The organism is Romboutsia sp. CE17 (genome assembly GCF_012317385.1).
Classification (GTDB): domain Bacteria; phylum Bacillota; class Clostridia; order Peptostreptococcales; family Peptostreptococcaceae; genus Romboutsia_E.
Window position 1 is genome coordinate 2,543,345 of the sequence record NZ_CP051144.1, and the last position, 15,735, is coordinate 2,559,079.

At 27.6% G+C, this 15,735-nt stretch carries 11 protein-coding genes and 1 pseudogene; 2 read left to right on the forward strand and 10 right to left on the reverse strand.

The window, feature by feature from the left end; all coding sequences use genetic code 11:
* The 5 genes and pseudogenes from HF520_RS12120 to HF520_RS12140 all read right to left on the reverse strand — a co-directional run bounded on the left by HF520_RS12120 (position 1) and on the right by HF520_RS12140 (position 3,405).
* Positions 1-441 (reverse strand): hypothetical protein, encoded by a 441-nt coding sequence (locus HF520_RS12120; RefSeq protein WP_168574269.1) that lies wholly within the window; start codon positions 439-441, stop codon positions 1-3.
* Positions 434-1,270, reverse strand: a complete 837-nt coding sequence (locus HF520_RS12125; protein WP_168574270.1) for a DUF5685 family protein — start codon at positions 1,268-1,270, stop codon at positions 434-436. Before HF520_RS12125 ends, HF520_RS12120 begins: the two co-directional genes overlap by 8 nt.
* Positions 1,271-1,416: 146 nt before the next feature.
* Positions 1,417-1,572, reverse strand: a pseudogene (locus HF520_RS15510) (metallophosphoesterase family protein); the annotation flags it as partial.
* On the reverse strand, positions 1,566-1,769 hold the full coding sequence (locus HF520_RS12135; RefSeq protein ID WP_168574271.1) for a metallophosphoesterase family protein: 204 nt from the start codon (positions 1,767-1,769) through the stop codon (positions 1,566-1,568). The gene HF520_RS12135 and the pseudogene HF520_RS15510, both read right to left, overlap by 7 nt.
* Before the next feature lie 103 nt (positions 1,770-1,872).
* Positions 1,873-3,405, reverse strand: a complete 1,533-nt coding sequence (locus HF520_RS12140) for a hypothetical protein (protein ID WP_168574272.1) — start codon at positions 3,403-3,405, stop codon at positions 1,873-1,875.
* Between the two features lie 292 nt (positions 3,406-3,697).
* Between HF520_RS12140 and HF520_RS12145 the strand changes: the two genes are divergently transcribed.
* Positions 3,698-4,984, forward strand: coding sequence for a conjugated bile salt MFS transporter (locus HF520_RS12145; RefSeq protein ID WP_168574273.1), 1,287 nt, complete (start codon positions 3,698-3,700; stop codon positions 4,982-4,984).
* A 64-nt stretch (positions 4,985-5,048) separates the two neighbouring features.
* Here HF520_RS12145 and HF520_RS12150 read toward each other — a convergent pair whose 3' ends face one another.
* Both HF520_RS12150 and HF520_RS12155 read right to left on the reverse strand, forming a co-directional pair.
* The gene (locus tag HF520_RS12150; RefSeq protein ID WP_168574274.1) at positions 5,049-5,312 is read right to left on the reverse strand and encodes a hypothetical protein; all 264 of its coding nucleotides are present in this window, start codon (positions 5,310-5,312) and stop codon (positions 5,049-5,051) included.
* A gap of 255 nt (positions 5,313-5,567) precedes the next feature.
* On the reverse strand, positions 5,568-6,902 hold the full coding sequence (locus HF520_RS12155; protein ID WP_168574275.1) for an alanine:cation symporter family protein: 1,335 nt from the start codon (positions 6,900-6,902) through the stop codon (positions 5,568-5,570).
* A gap of 944 nt (positions 6,903-7,846) precedes the next feature.
* On the opposite strand from HF520_RS12155, the gene HF520_RS12160 reads away from it, so the two are divergent.
* The gene (locus HF520_RS12160; RefSeq protein ID WP_168574276.1) at positions 7,847-9,154 is read left to right on the forward strand and encodes a conjugated bile salt MFS transporter; all 1,308 of its coding nucleotides are present in this window, start codon (positions 7,847-7,849) and stop codon (positions 9,152-9,154) included.
* A gap of 61 nt (positions 9,155-9,215) precedes the next feature.
* On the opposite strand, the gene htpG is transcribed toward HF520_RS12160, so the two are convergent.
* The 3 genes from htpG to HF520_RS12175 form a co-directional block, all read right to left on the reverse strand.
* Entirely contained in the window at positions 9,216-11,087 is a 1,872-nt protein-coding gene (gene htpG / locus HF520_RS12165) for a molecular chaperone HtpG (protein WP_168574277.1), read from the reverse strand.
* A 176-nt stretch (positions 11,088-11,263) separates the two neighbouring features.
* Positions 11,264-11,698 carry an Hsp20/alpha crystallin family protein gene (locus tag HF520_RS12170; protein ID WP_168574278.1) on the reverse strand — a complete coding sequence of 145 codons (435 nt, stop codon included), beginning with the start codon at positions 11,696-11,698 and terminating at the stop codon, positions 11,264-11,266.
* Between the two features lie 145 nt (positions 11,699-11,843).
* Positions 11,844-15,710 carry a phosphoribosylformylglycinamidine synthase gene (locus HF520_RS12175; protein ID WP_168574279.1) on the reverse strand — a complete coding sequence of 1,289 codons (3,867 nt, stop codon included), beginning with the start codon at positions 15,708-15,710 and terminating at the stop codon, positions 11,844-11,846.
* Positions 15,711-15,735: the final 25 nt, after the last annotated feature.

Sequence of the window (15,735 nt, forward strand, 5' to 3'; positions counted from 1 at the left end):
CTAGAAACAATCTACTAAGTCTCCACCACAGCATTCACAACATGAGTCTAAGCACCATAATTTCATGCAATCTTCACAACAGTCATCACCACAGCAACAGCAACAGTCGTCACAGCAACAACAGCAACATCCACCTAAGTCATTTCGTCTTCTTCTATTATAATTGTACGCTCTATGATTATAATTATCTCTATATCTACTAAATTTATTTAATGCATTTTTATATTCTACATTATCCGGGTCCATAAATTTAGCTCTTTTTATATAATCTTCACCTTGTTCATAATATCCTATATTCATAGCAGATATACCAGATAAATAATACCACTCACTACACTTATTACTTACAGTTTGTAAGAAATCATATGCTTTTTTAAATTCCTTACTTTCAATTAACTTTCTTGCTTTAAAAAGTTCATTATTATAAGTATTACTATACATTACTTTCACACCCTTTATCTAATATACTTTTATATCTTAAATAAACACCTGAATAAACTATATTATCTATTATATTTATATTCATCTTTAAATTCAAATTATCTATACTTTGTGCTAGAATACCTAATGATATACTTATTAATTTATCAACTCTATCTTTTAGTTCTTCTCTTTTATCTATGTATTCTATAAAAGGATTATATCTTCCTTTTTCATAATCTTTATCCAAGTCTTCATACGCATCTAGTAAATAAATATATTTACCTATATTAAAACCTATATTTCTTAAGTCTTCTTCATAATCATCATTTTTATATACGAATACCTCACCCATAAGAGCACCAAATGTGTTAGAGACCATATCTATATTTATATTTTTTTCTTTTTCTAATTTATTTAGTTCTTCTAGCTGTGCCTTTATAAATTCAGCTTTCTTAGGATATTTCTCATAAGCTAACTTTAATTTTTTCTTATATAAGTTATATGCAACCTTATCCTTTATTCTATTTTCATCATTAAGATTATCCTCTAATTTATAATATGCTAATAGTACATTCATACTTGCAGCATATTCTGTTATCTCATTTATAATTTTCTTTTTCTTCTTAAATGGGTTCGTTATACACCCTTCTTCTATAATATTAGACTTAGGCCTATATAGTGCCGATAATACTAATATTAAAAAAGTTATATCGTAATTTAATGTTAACCTTGATATTTCTCCATGATTATCTTTCAAATATTTACATAAGCCACAATAGTAACCCCTATAGTGTTCATATTCCCTAAAGGTTAGGTCCATTTTATTTATTTTTACGTATCCAAACATAGTTATCCCTTTCTAATATTTTATATATTCATATCTATAATCTTTACCTTGTATCTTTCAAATTTAAAGTCATAATCAACTATATCTTCTTCTATATAAAGCTTCATCATTGTTGTCCCTAGTTTAAATCTTCTTGGTCCTATTGATCCAGGATTTAAATATAATATATCATCCTCTACATTTATTTTACTCTTATGAGAATGACCATATACAACAATATTAACTTTTTTTCCTTTTAAATCACATTTTATATCTTTTATATTATGTATTAGATATATTCTTGTATCATTTACTTCTATAATTTTTCTTTAGCATCAAAACTTTCTATTTTATCTATATTACCATATACAAATATTGTATTCGCAATTTCTTCTAGTCTTTTTATTATATCACCATTTCCAATGTCACCTGCATGAATTATTAATTGGCAATTACTTAAATTATTAATTACTTCTTCTCTTAATAATCCATGAGTATCAGATATAACCCCTATTATCATATTCTTTCTCCTAACTTTTAATTAAATATAGATTTATAACATATAATTTTCTAATGCAAAAAGAATTGTCATAAGTAAATTATTACCAAGACAATTCTTTTTATTATTTTATACTTTCTATAAAATTCTCACTCATTATTCTTGTATAGCTAATAGATTTTGATATTCTTTCATGAATCTCCTCTCTATTATCTATAACTACGTCAGTTTTATTATTCCAAATTTCATCAAATAGTTCATCGCACATTTCTTTAAACTTAATATCACTTAATATAGAATAATAGTTCTTTCCAGAAATAGGGTGCATCTTACTTATTTTTAAACTCTTTGATAAATATAAAGAAGGATTATCATTATTTCTAAAATCATCTATAAAATTTCCATCAATCATTCTAATCTCTACTTCATTTGATTCCATAAGTATTTTTTCAAGGTATTCTATATGTCTTTCTCTTTCTTTAAAACTTAAGTTTACCGGTGTATTAAAGAAATGAAGACAACCTGAAGAAAGATATTTTCTCAATTCTGCTTCATATATAAGCACCTTTAATTTAGATTTATATGTAGCATTTTGAAGGAATATGTTAATTTTTTTCAACTCATTCATTATATTTTCATTTTCACCAAATGTTCTTTCTGCAACATCCATAAATAAATCAGGTGGCATAAAAAATTCATTTATAGAACCTAATATACATCTTAAGTCATTGTTCATTATATATTGTAAGTATGTTTGATCTTCTATCATAGATAAAGGTGTTTTTTTCTCACGTAGAGGCTTACCTTTTTGCCTTTGAATATATATTAAGTTATAATATATATCTTCTATTAATTTCTTATCTTTTGAAGAAGTACTAACTAAACATTCTCCATCAGGATAATGCGTAGTATTAAGAACAAATTTATCCTTTATAACAGATATAGTCGAATTTGGATTTACATTACAATTGTACACCTCAAAATCTAAGGCTGGATACGTAGATATTAAATTTATACCTATTAAAGCATTTAATATTCTATGTTCACGCCCTTTAGCATCTCCTTGCAATCCCATAAGCATTATAATTTTAGTATTTGTATTCCTACTTATTTCATAAAAGGTTTTTTTCATATTCCCTAACGAAATTTTATCTTTATAATTTAAGTCAAATAAATTAAAAGATAATACTATATCTAAATCTTCACCTTTATTTATAATAGAGTGAATTTCATTTACAAATCCTTTTTGTATAACTGTTGGTTTAATACTTGATTGACTATTATAAAACTCCTCTGAATGTGTATTTTTAGGAATACTTTGTATTACCTTATCTTTCATAGCCCTAGTTTCTTCCATATATACTTCTTTTAATTTTTCTTCTATATAGTTTATTAAATATTCTTCATCACTATCATCATCAATTTCAAAATAATTTATTAGGCTACCACGAGTAATATCCGTAAGAGAATCTATTATAAACTCTGCAATTTCTCTACAAATTACATTTATCCTCTTAGAACTAGGTAAATTTTTAGATGATATCCATTTATTAATGTATGATACATCATAACCTAATTTATTTGCTAATGCACTTTTCTTTTGATTAGATATATATAATAAATTTTCTAAAATATTTCCAAATGTAATATTATTCAATTTAAAACCTCCTAGAATTTTTAATTTATAATTCTTTTGGTTATATTTCTTATAAATTTAATTGTATCACTACTAAGTGATATTATTTTTCCCATTTATGTGAATTAAATTGAGTCAAATTTATTCAAATTTCATGCGCAATTTCCTTAAAATTCCCCATTATTCGATACCTTATCTTAAATTTCAGTGTTAATATATTGTTAAAGATTTGATAACAAATATATTTAATTTTATATAACCATTAAAAAAAGTTTTTATACGAATCTAAAATAATTTTAAAGGAGAAATTTCAATGAGTAATTTAAATACCAAAAAAAGAAAATTAACGGCAGGATGGATAATAGTTATTGCATGTATGTTAATCCAAGCTATCCCAGCAGGAGTTATCACAAATACACAATCTTTATTTATGTATCCTGTAATAAACTCTAGAGGATTCTCACTAGTAGCATTCTCTCTAATGTTCTCAATAGGTACAATAGTTTCAGCTGTAGCTGGTCCATTTATAGGTTCTTTATTCTCTAAGATAAATCTTAAAGTTTTATACATTACAGGTGCAATAATCGCTGGTGGAGGTTTTGCTGCTTTTTCTATGGCTACAGAAATATGGCATTTCTATATACTTGCTGGTGTTGTTCAAATAGGTTCAGGTATAATATCAGGTATAGGTACACCACTTTTAATAAGCGCTTGGTTCGATGAAGAAACTAAAGGTAAAGCTTTAGGACTTGCATTTGCAGGTGGTTCTATAGGTAACTTCTTCTTACAGCCATTAGCTACACAGTTAATAGCTAATCAAGGATACGCTGGTGCTTATTTAGTACTAGGAATATTAGCTTTAATAGTTGGTTTACCAATAGCATTATTTTTAGTAAGAATGCCTAAAAACGCTAGTGAAATAGTAAGATCAAAAAACTCTGTGTCTGATTTAGATAATAAAAGCGTTGCAGTATCAGGATATACTCTAAAAGAAGCTGCAAAAACTAAGTATTTCTGGATGCTTTGCTTAGGATTTACATTCATAGGATTATATGTTTCAGCGTACTCAGTTCAATACGCTGCATACTTCCAAGGTTCTTTAAACTTTGATGCTACTGCAATAGGTGTTACTGGTTCTATATTTGCAATATGCTCATTAGCAGGTAACTTAATCGGTGGTTCTTTATTCGATAAACTTGGAGCTTTAAAATGCTTAATAGTTGCTGGAGTATTAGTTTTAATTTCAGGTTCATTCTTATTATTAGCTAAAAATAGTGTAATATTTGCACATTTATTCTCTGCAACAAAAGGCCTAGCAGTATTCGCTTATATGATCGGACCAGCTTACTTAACAGGTTCATTCTTTGGAAACAAAGAATTCGGTAGTATATTAGGTATAGTCCAATTATTATTTGCAGTTGGTATATCTACAGGTTCAGCATTATTTGGAGTTTTAGCTGAAAAGTTTGGATACGATATGTCTTGGATATTAGTATTAGCTGCAGTTGCTATAGCTTATGTATTATTAATAAGTGCAACTATAGGTATGAATAAATTGAACAAAGAAAAAAGTGAATTCACAAGCCAAAAGGCTGCTTAATATATCTATAAATTATAAATAAAAAAGATGACTGATTAATCAGTCATCTTTTTTATTTATAACATTATAATATAAATTTAGTTATATCACCTTTAGATTCCTCTATCGTAACTACATTTAATCCCTTATAATTCTTAAATAGCCACTTTACATCACCCATAACTTGATTAACTTGTGATTTATTTAAATTCCCAATTAAATATTCATCTCTTATAGACTCATATTCCCTATCCGTTAAAAAATTTCTTATAAAAGTAAATGCAAACATATTAGGTACACTACTATCAGTTATCCTTTTACTCTTATAACCTTTAAACTTCATCCTCATATATATCCCTCCCCCTTGATATAAGTTATATATTTTTTCAGACCTTATTAAATATTTATTCACAAGTAGAATTTATTATCCACCTATATAATATATTTAATAATACTTTTTTGAATACTCCTTTAATTCAAATATTTATAATAATATTTATCCATGAAAATATCTTTATTATTTTCTACTTTCATTATAAAACATAAAAAAAGTAGATGAATAAGTTATTCACCTACTTTTATATAACAATACTTAATAAACTAATTAAGCTATTTTTTTATCGTTATCATCAGTTATTATATGCTTCTTCCACTCTTTAAGCGTAAATATAGCTAACGCAGTAACGTTTATTCCACAAAGTACGAATAATAATAAGTCAACTGCTTCGAATACAACGTTAGCTCCAAATACTGCTAAAGTACCAGCAGCTATTATTAAAGCTAAGTATATAGCTATATTCTTGTTTATATGGTTTTTCTTAAATAATTTTGTCATATAGTAGTAAGAACCTAATATAGTAGTTAATGCTGATAATACTGTAAATGCACATAATACAATTAGTCCAAACATTCCAGTTACATCTTTAGCTGTGAAGAAATACTCAGCTAATCTTTCAGCAGCTCCACCTTGGAATGTTATTAATCCAGCGTTTATACCATAAGATGCTATATAAGAAGTAACTACTATAGAAACTACTACTGTTATTACTGTAGGTATTAAAGATATCATAGCTGCTTCTCTTGGCTTAGTGTCAGCCTCTTGAGCTGCCATTGCTAAAGCTCCTAAACCAGTTTCAGCAGTTTGTAATACTTTTTGCATACCTAATACAAATCCTAACATTATTCCCGAGAATCCATTAACTGGATTAGTCATACCTTCAATTATATGAGCAAAATAAGTTGGTATATATCCAGAAGTTTTAATAACGAATAATGTGAAGAATACAAAGTATCCAACTACAGCTGTTCCTATCATGTAAGTCATAGCATTCATGAATATTTCATGCTTCTTAGATAATACAAGCGCAGCAACTACTGCTATTACAGGAACAACTATGAACATATATCTTTGAACTAAAGTAAGATTTATTCCCATAAATTCACTAGTTACTAACTTAGCAACTGAATCTATACCTGAGAATTGGAATCCACCAAATCCAAATACTGCTAATGCAACGAAACATACAGCATATACCATACCTAAAGATGGATGCATTAAATCTGCTATATATTCTTTAGGACTTTTACCCATTATTTTTGAGTTTAAAGTCTCAGAGTAAGAAACTGGTACCATTATACAAGCTCCTATTAAAGCCCATATAGCCATAGCTTCTACATTTACTTCTCCAGATGCAGAGAATTTTGATAAAGCACCAAGAACCCCTATTATTGCTCCAGTACCTATCATAGCACCTAATGATATAGATGCAGGTCCTATTATGTTTTTGAATTTTAATCCAGCTGGCTTAGTAGTTTTCTTTTGTATCATACCTATAGTTCTTATCGATGTAAATGCTCCAACTATAAGCATGAAAGGTAAAAATACTGGCCATACCGCATCAGAAATACTTGTTATAATTGCTTCTAATTGATGTAACATGCTTTTTCTCCTTTTTTAATAATATAATTTCTTTTTTTATTTTTTTTAAACCTAGAAATAAAAATAGCAATAAAAAAACAAGATAATATTAATTCTTAGTATAAAAATAAAAAAATAGAGTATTTCAAAACATAAAAATATTTTGATTAAACCTAAAAAGATTTCTCTTATTTTTTAAAATTAAAACTAAAAATTTATTATCTTGTTATATATCATTCGCCAATTTATTTCATTTTAACAACAACCATTAAAAATTGTCAAGCATTTATTTTTCATTCACTTTTATATAAATAAATTTATTATATCATTGCTTTAAAGCACTTTAAAAAATAAAAAATACCAATATTTATCACTTCGTGGATCATTTTATTTTGTTGATAAATTTGATTCATTTTATTTCAATCTTTGTCAACTATTTTCATTTGTTGGAGTATCTCATTTATGGTATTTTAAAAATAAAGCTATTAGCTTTGGTTTAGCTATTTTAAAGTATTTTATAAAATTAGACCTTGTAAAAATTCATAGTAAATTAACTAGATTGTTATATATTGTTCGCCAGCAAATCATAACATAAGATTAGATTTACTTTTAAACTCAAAATGCCGAATTTAATCGGTTATTTATCATGCAAAACTTTGCTAATATAATAACTAAAAGTTATTTTTTATTTAAGAGACTATATAAATTATAGTCTTTTTGCTATTCACAAATACTCTATTTGTTTAAACATTACCCCTAATTAAATCGCTTAATTTCAGAATTATTCTACTATCAATAATTATTTTTTATTATTCCTCATAAATATATTTTTATATTTTTAACTCAAAATGCATTTTTTTTATATTATTGCTAAACATAATCATTATAGAAATAATTTATTATTTTATATATTAAAAATCTATTTATTTTTTAATATTATTTTAAGTTAAGGAGGAATTCAATTTATGAGTACATCTGATAATAACAAACAAAATACATTCTTTTATGGATGGATAATTGTTATAGCATGTTTACTTATTCAAGCAATACCATTTGGGGTAGCATCTAATTTACCACCTACTTTTACAAATTATGTTGTAAATGCAGAAGGTTTTAGTTATGCTTCATTTACACTAATATTTACTATAGGTACATTTGTATCTGCAATCGCATCTCCTTTTATAGGAAAGTTATTTACTAAAATAAATACTAAAATACTATTTATAATAGGTTCTATTTTAGTTGGTGCAGGATTTATGGCATATTCATATGCTGGAAATAAATTATATGCTTACTATGTAATAGCCGCGATAGTACAACTCGGAAATGCAATCATATCCGCAATAGGTGTTCCTACTCTTATAAATGCTTGGTTTAAAGTTAATAAGGGTATCGCTTTAGGTATTGCATTCTCTGGTGGAGGTATAGGAAATATATTCCTTCAAATATTAGCTGGTAAATGGCTATCTGACCCAAATATAGGATACAAGGGAGCTTATTTAAGATTCGGTATGATAGCATTAATTGCATCATTACTAATTTCAATATTATTTATAAGAATGCCAAAATCAGATGATGAGTTAGCAGCTAACGTTCCTAGAAAATTAAAAGGTCAACAAGATGTTGCACATCATGTAAGTTGGGGATATAAAATCGGTGAAGTAACTAAGATGCCTCAATTTTGGTTAATATCAGTATCTTTTATATTTATAGGGTTCTATGTTAGTGGATTCGCTTTACAATTTATAGCATATTTCCAAACTTTAGAAGCTTCAGGAATATTATTGATATCATCAGCTACATTAGCATCTTTATTCGGTTTCTTCTCAATATTTGGGAATTTATTTGGCGGCGTATTATTCGATAAACTAGGACTATCAAAATCATTTGGTCTTTCAGGCTTATTAGTTGTGATCTCAGGATTATGCTTACTATTTATAGGAAGAATAAATGCACTTGGATACCTATTTACATTTTTATTTGGTGTATCAATGTTCTCATATGTTATGGGACCATCATATATGACTAGCTCATTATTCGGCGATAGAGAGTATGGTGCTATACTTGGTTTAATACAATTATTCTTTGCTTTAGGATTCGCTATTGGTACTCCAATATTCGGTTTAACACTAGATAAGTTTGGCTGGAATGTTGCATGGATTTCTTCTATAGTTTACGCTATAATCGCTTATGGAGGTTTACTAATGGCTTGTACCTCTATATTAAAAATAAATAAAGAGAACAATGTAATTGAAACAAAAAGAATATCTTAATAAAAAAATAGGATCTTTCAAATTATATAAATCTGAAAGATCCTATTTTTTTATATTAATTTTATAAAGAGATTATCATACTCATAAGCTTATTACTTCTTTGTATGAATCCTTCTAATTCTTCTGGATCTAACTCTTTATTTGATAATAAAGCTAAATCTATTATCTGCTTACATATCAAATCTATTTTTTCCTTTTTATCTTCACTATCCCTTAATGATAATAATTTTTGTATCATAGTGTTATTCTCATTTATAACAAGCTTTTTCTCTTCATTAAAATTCATTCCTAAATCCATTCCAGCAAATCTAGATTGCATTTCCTTCATTCTTCTTGTATGTTCTGATATTAATATTATTGCTGGTACATCTTCATTTTTAAGACTTTCTACTGAATAGTCATTAACCTTATCTTCAGATACTTGTTTAAATAATTCCTTTAACTTATTCTTATCATCATCTGATAGTTTTGATTCATCTTTATTCTTTAATACATCTGATATATCTGAGTCTATTCTATTGAAAGTAGTTCCTGCTTCTTTATACTCAATAAATGAAATAAAATGATTATCTATGTTAGAATCTAACACAACTGCATTTAAATTACGCTCTTTAAATAATTTTATATATTGAGATTGTTGTTTTTCATCACTTACGTAAAATACCTTATTTTCATGCTTATCTTTTGTTACTTCTTTATAATCATCTAAAGTTATATAATTTCCTTGTATATCTTTAAATAATACATAATCTTTTATCTTATCATAGAAACCTTCATCCTTTAGGCATCCATATTTTATGAATACCTGTATATCATCCCAGAACTTGTTATATTCTTCTCTTTCATTTTTAAATAAAGATTTCAATTTGTCAGCAACTTTTTTAACTATATGTTTAGATATCTTACTTACATCTCTATCATTTTGTAAGAAACTTCTTGAAACATTTAAAGGTAAATCTGGACAATCTATTACACCTTTTAGTAATAATAAAAATTCTGGTATAACTTCTTTTATGTTATCTGCTACGAATACTTGATTATTGTAAAGTTTAACTTTACCTTCAACCAATTCAAACTCATTGTTTAATTTAGGGAAATATAGTATTCCTTTTAAATTAAATGGATAGTCTACATTTAAATGAATCCAGAATAACGGTTCATCAAATGAATGGAACACTTTTCTATAAAAATCCTTATACTCTTCATCTGTACAATCCTTAGGTGACTTTAACCAAAGTGGATTAGTATCATTTAAAGGTTCCATTTTAGCCTCATTCTCATCATCTTCTTTTTTATCAGAAGTCTCTAAGTAAATTTCTACTGGCAAGAATGAACAATATTTTTCTATTATACTTCTTACTTCATATTCATTTAAAAATTCTTTGCTGTCATCATCTAAATACAGAGTAATACTTGTTCCCCTTTGTGTTTTTGTATCAGATTTAGATATCTCAAACTCAAGTCCATCTTCTGATACCCATCTAACAGGTTCTGCGTCATCTATAAAAGACTTAGTATCTATTTGAACTTTTTTAGACACCATAAATGAAGAATAGAATCCTAATCCAAAATGACCTATTATGTCATTAGCTTCATCCATTTTGTCCTTATATTTATTAAAGAAATCTTCTGCTCCAGAAAAAGCAACTTGATTTATATATTTTTCAATTTCTTCAGCTGTCATACCGATTCCATTATCAGTAAAACATAAAGTTCCTTCTTCCTTATTTATTGATACAATTATCTTATACTCATTTTCCCCATTATCTTTAGCTTCTCCTAATGAAACTAACCTCTTATATTTGCTTACTGCATCACAACCATTGCTTATAAGCTCTCTTATAAAGATATCTTTATCTGAGTATAACCATTTTTTTATTATAGGGAAAATATTCTCGGTATGTATTGATATATTACCTTTTTGTACTGACATTAGTACCTCCTCCTTTTGCAAAATATCATTTAGCTTATAAAATTAAAAATTTATAGTCTATCTATAGTTAAAGATAAAATATATAAACTATACTTAATTTATATATTCTATCTTTAACTCTGATATCCTATAAATTTTCTTAACTATACTTTAAATTTTAAAAACAATCTATTATATTAATCTATAGATATATATTTTTTAGGTTCATTTTGTGTTATATTTAATTTAGGAACTATTAGTTGTAAAATTCCATTATTGTAAGCAGCTTTTATATCTTCTTCTTTTACAGTATCCCCAACATAGAAACTACGAGAACATTGTCCTGTATATCTTTCTCTATGAATATAGTTTTTTTCTGCATTATTTTCCTCATTAGATTCATTCTTAGATGCATTAACTATTAAATACCTATTTTCTAAAGATATTTTTATATCTTCTTTTTTAAATCCTGGTAAGTCCATGTCTATAATGTAATTATCACCTTGTTCTTGAATATCAGTTTTCATCATATTTTGATAATTAACTGGTTTAAAAAACTCATTTTCAAATAACTCATCAAAAAAACTATCATTAAATAAATTTTCTATATTTCTTCTAGGTACTAATTTCATATATATCACCTTCCTTACAATTATTATTATACTCTTTTTGTTAGCAGTGTCAACTAATGAGTGCTAATAAATTGTATAAAATTTTTATTTTATATATAATTCTTTTTTAAATCAAAATAAGGGATGCTACTAACATCCCTTATTTCTATTTAAAGTATTTTACACCGGATTCAAATATCATTTGATCTTTTTCACCTAGTATATTCTTACACACTTGATTTCCAATTCTCTCAGAGTGCCCCATTTTACCTAATATTCTTCCATCTATACTAGTTATACCTTCAACACCATAGAAAGAGCCATTTGGATTAAATTCTATATCATAAGTTGCATTTCCATTAAAATCTACATATTGAGTAGCTATTTGTCCATTTTCTATTAAAGTTCTCATGGTTTCCTCATTAGCAACAAATTTACCTTCTCCATGAGATATAGCTATGCTATGTATATCACCTACAGAAGTATTCGCTAACCAAGGAGACTTATTAGAAGCTATTCTAGTTTGAACCATCTTAGCTTGATGTCTTCCTATATTATTGTAAGTAAGCGTTGGTGCATCCACACTTGCCTTTCTTATTTCACCATATGGAACTAATCCAAGTTTTATAAGAGCTTGAAATCCATTACAAATACCTAACATTAATCCGTCTTGCTTAGTTAAAAATTCATTTACAGCTTCTTCTACCCTTTCATTTCTGAATACTGTAGCTATGAATTTAGCAGAACCATCAGGCTCATCTCCTGCACTAAATCCTCCTGGAAGCATAATCATTTGTGAAGATTTTATTTCTTTAACTATTGTATCTATAGAATCTTCTATATCTTTGTAAGTTAAATTCTTAAATACTTTTATACTTGCATTAGCTCCTGCTTTTTCAAATGCTCTAGATAAATCATACTCACAGTTCGTACCAGGAAATACTGGTATAAATACCTTAGGAGACGCTATACTTATAGATGATTTTTTAGCTTCTTTACTAGATATAAAGTTGATAGTTTCTATTTTATCTTTGACTTCTCTAGATTTAGTTGGGAATATTGGTTCTAAAGTATCACAGTATGCTTTATATAGTTCATCTAATGATATCTCTTCATCTTCTATAACTATACATTCTTTTTCAATTGTATTACCTAAAACTATATAGTTATACCCATTTAATATACTTAAATCATTATTAGCTAATTCAATAACTATATTTCCATAACTTGCTTCAAATAGTTTATCTGTTTCTTCATATAAGTTACTAGATTCTTCATTAAATTCAAATCCTATTTTATTACCAAATGCCATCTTACTTATAGCTTCACCTACACCTGCAAATCCTAATGCATATGTTGATAATACCTGGCTTTTGTATATAAGTTCTCTTAATTTATCTAGATTTTTCTTTAGTTCATCAAAGTTAATAACATCATTTTCTAATCTTTCTGTGCATAACATTACAACTTTTGAGTTAACTTTCTTAAATTCCGGAGATACTACTACTTTTGCATCCACAGTATCTACAGCAAAAGAAACTAATGTCGGAGGAACTTCTATATCTTTAAATGTTCCAGACATACTATCCTTACCACCTATTGCAGGTATTTCAAGTTTATTTTGAGCATAGAATGCACCAAGTAAAGCAGAGAATGGTTTACCCCATTTAGTTGGATTATCCCCAAGTTTTTCAAAATACTCTTGTAATGTAAGTCTTGTTGTCTTATAGTTACCCCCAATAGCAACAACTTTACACACAGATTCAACAACTGCATATAGTGCTCCATGGAATGGACTCCATTTTCCTATCTTAGGATTATATCCATATGTCATTATTGTAGAAGTATTCGTTTCTCCTTTAAGTATAGGTATCTTTGCAACCATACCTTGAGCTGTGGTTCTTTGGTACTTACCACCAAATGGCATAAGTACAGTATTACTTCCTATTGTATTATCAAACTTTTCTACTAATCCTTTTTGCGAGCAAACATTTAAATCTGATAATGTTTCTATAAATCTATCTTTTAATGAAACTTCTTTGGCTAAAGCTATATCTGATAACCCTTCTGATGATATACAAACTCCATCAGTAGATGAGAATTCATTATTATTTTTACATATATTTGAGTTAAAGAAAGTTTTTTCTTCATTCACTTTACTAACATGAACCTTAGTAGTTTGTTTCACACCATTTGTATCTAAGAACTCTCTTTTAACATCTACTATAGCATTTCCATTCCAATACATTCTTAAATAACCTGAATCTGTAACCGTAGCAACATGAGTAGCTTCTAAGTTTTCTTCTTTAGCTAAGGCTATAAATTTATCTTTATTTTCTTTATTTATAGCTACTGCCATACGTTCTTGAGACTCTGATATTGCGAGCTCAGTTCCATCAAGTCCATCATACTTTTTAGGAACTAAGTCTAAGTTTACATCTAAGCTATCTGCTATTTCACCTATAGCAACACAAACTCCACCTGCTCCAAAGTCATTACATCTTTTTATCATTTGTGTAACTTCTTTATTTCTAAAGAATCTTTGTATTTTTCTTTCATTAGGAGCATCACCTTTTTGAACTTCAGCACTACAAGTAAGTATTGATTCTTCACTGTGCTCTTTAGATGAACCTGTAGCTCCTCCACATCCATCTCTTCCTGTTTTTCCACCAATAAGTATTATTGCATCTCCTGGTACAGGCCTTTCTCTAACTACATTTTCTTTAGGTGCTGCTGCTATAACCGCACCTATTTCCATTCTCTTAGCTACGAAATCTTCATCATATACTTCAACAACTTGGCCTGTAGTTAATCCTATTTGGTTACCATATGAGCTATATCCATGAGCTGCTTCAGTTGTTATTTTTCTTTGCATTAACTTACCTGGTAATGTATCTTCTAAAGTTGTTCTTGGATCAGCACTTCCAGTTACACGCATAGCTTGATACACATAACTTCTTCCAGATAATGGATCTCTTATAGCTCCACCTAAACAAGTAGCAGCTCCTCCAAATGGTTCTATTTCAGTTGGATGGTTATGAGTTTCATTCTTAAACATTACTAAATACTTTTCAATCTCACCATCTACTTCAACATCAACATTTATACTACATGCATTTATCTCTTCACTTACATCTAAATCTTCTAGTTTTCCATCTTTTCTTAACTCTTTCATAGCTATTGTTGCTATATCCATTAGGCATATGTCTTTTTTTCTATCTACATATACTTTTTTTCTTGAATCAAGATACATTTCATAAGCTTCCTTAACTATATCTGTATATTTACCTTCTTCTATTTGAACATCTTCTATTTCTGTCATAAAAGTAGTGTGTCTACAGTGATCCGACCAATAAGTATCTAATACTTTTATTTCAGTTATAGTAGGATTTCTTTTTTCCGTATCTTTAAAATACTTTTGGATATGCTCTAAATCAAGTATTGTCATTGCAAGACCTCTTTCTTTTAAGAAATCTTGTAATCCTTCATGACTTAAATTTATAAATCCTTCTAATATTTCTACTGAAGTAGGTATTTCAGCTTCCATTTTTAATGTTTCTGGTTTATTTAAACTTGCTTCTCTACTATCTACAGGATTTATACAATATCTTTTTATTTTATCAAATTGTTCATCTGTTATATTACCACTTAGTATGTATACCTTAGCTGTATTTATAATAGGTCTAACTCCATTATTAACTATTTGTATACATTGAGATGCCCAGTCACCTCTTTGATCATACTGTCCTGGTAAATATTCTATTGCAAATATTCTCTTATTCTCTTTATCTAAGTTACATATCTCTTCATGATAAATTAAATCTAAATTTGGTTCAGAAAATATACTTTCCGCTGCATTATTATAAGCTTCATTAGATATACCTTCTATATCGTATCTATTTAATACTCTTATATCTTCTATAGTATTTATATGTAAATTTTCTACTAAATCTTTCTTTAAAGCTTTAGCTTCAAGGTCAAAGCCTTGTCTTTTTTCGACTAATATTCTTTTGACATTTTCAGTATTTAACATGCCTTTTCCCCCATAATTTTAGAAA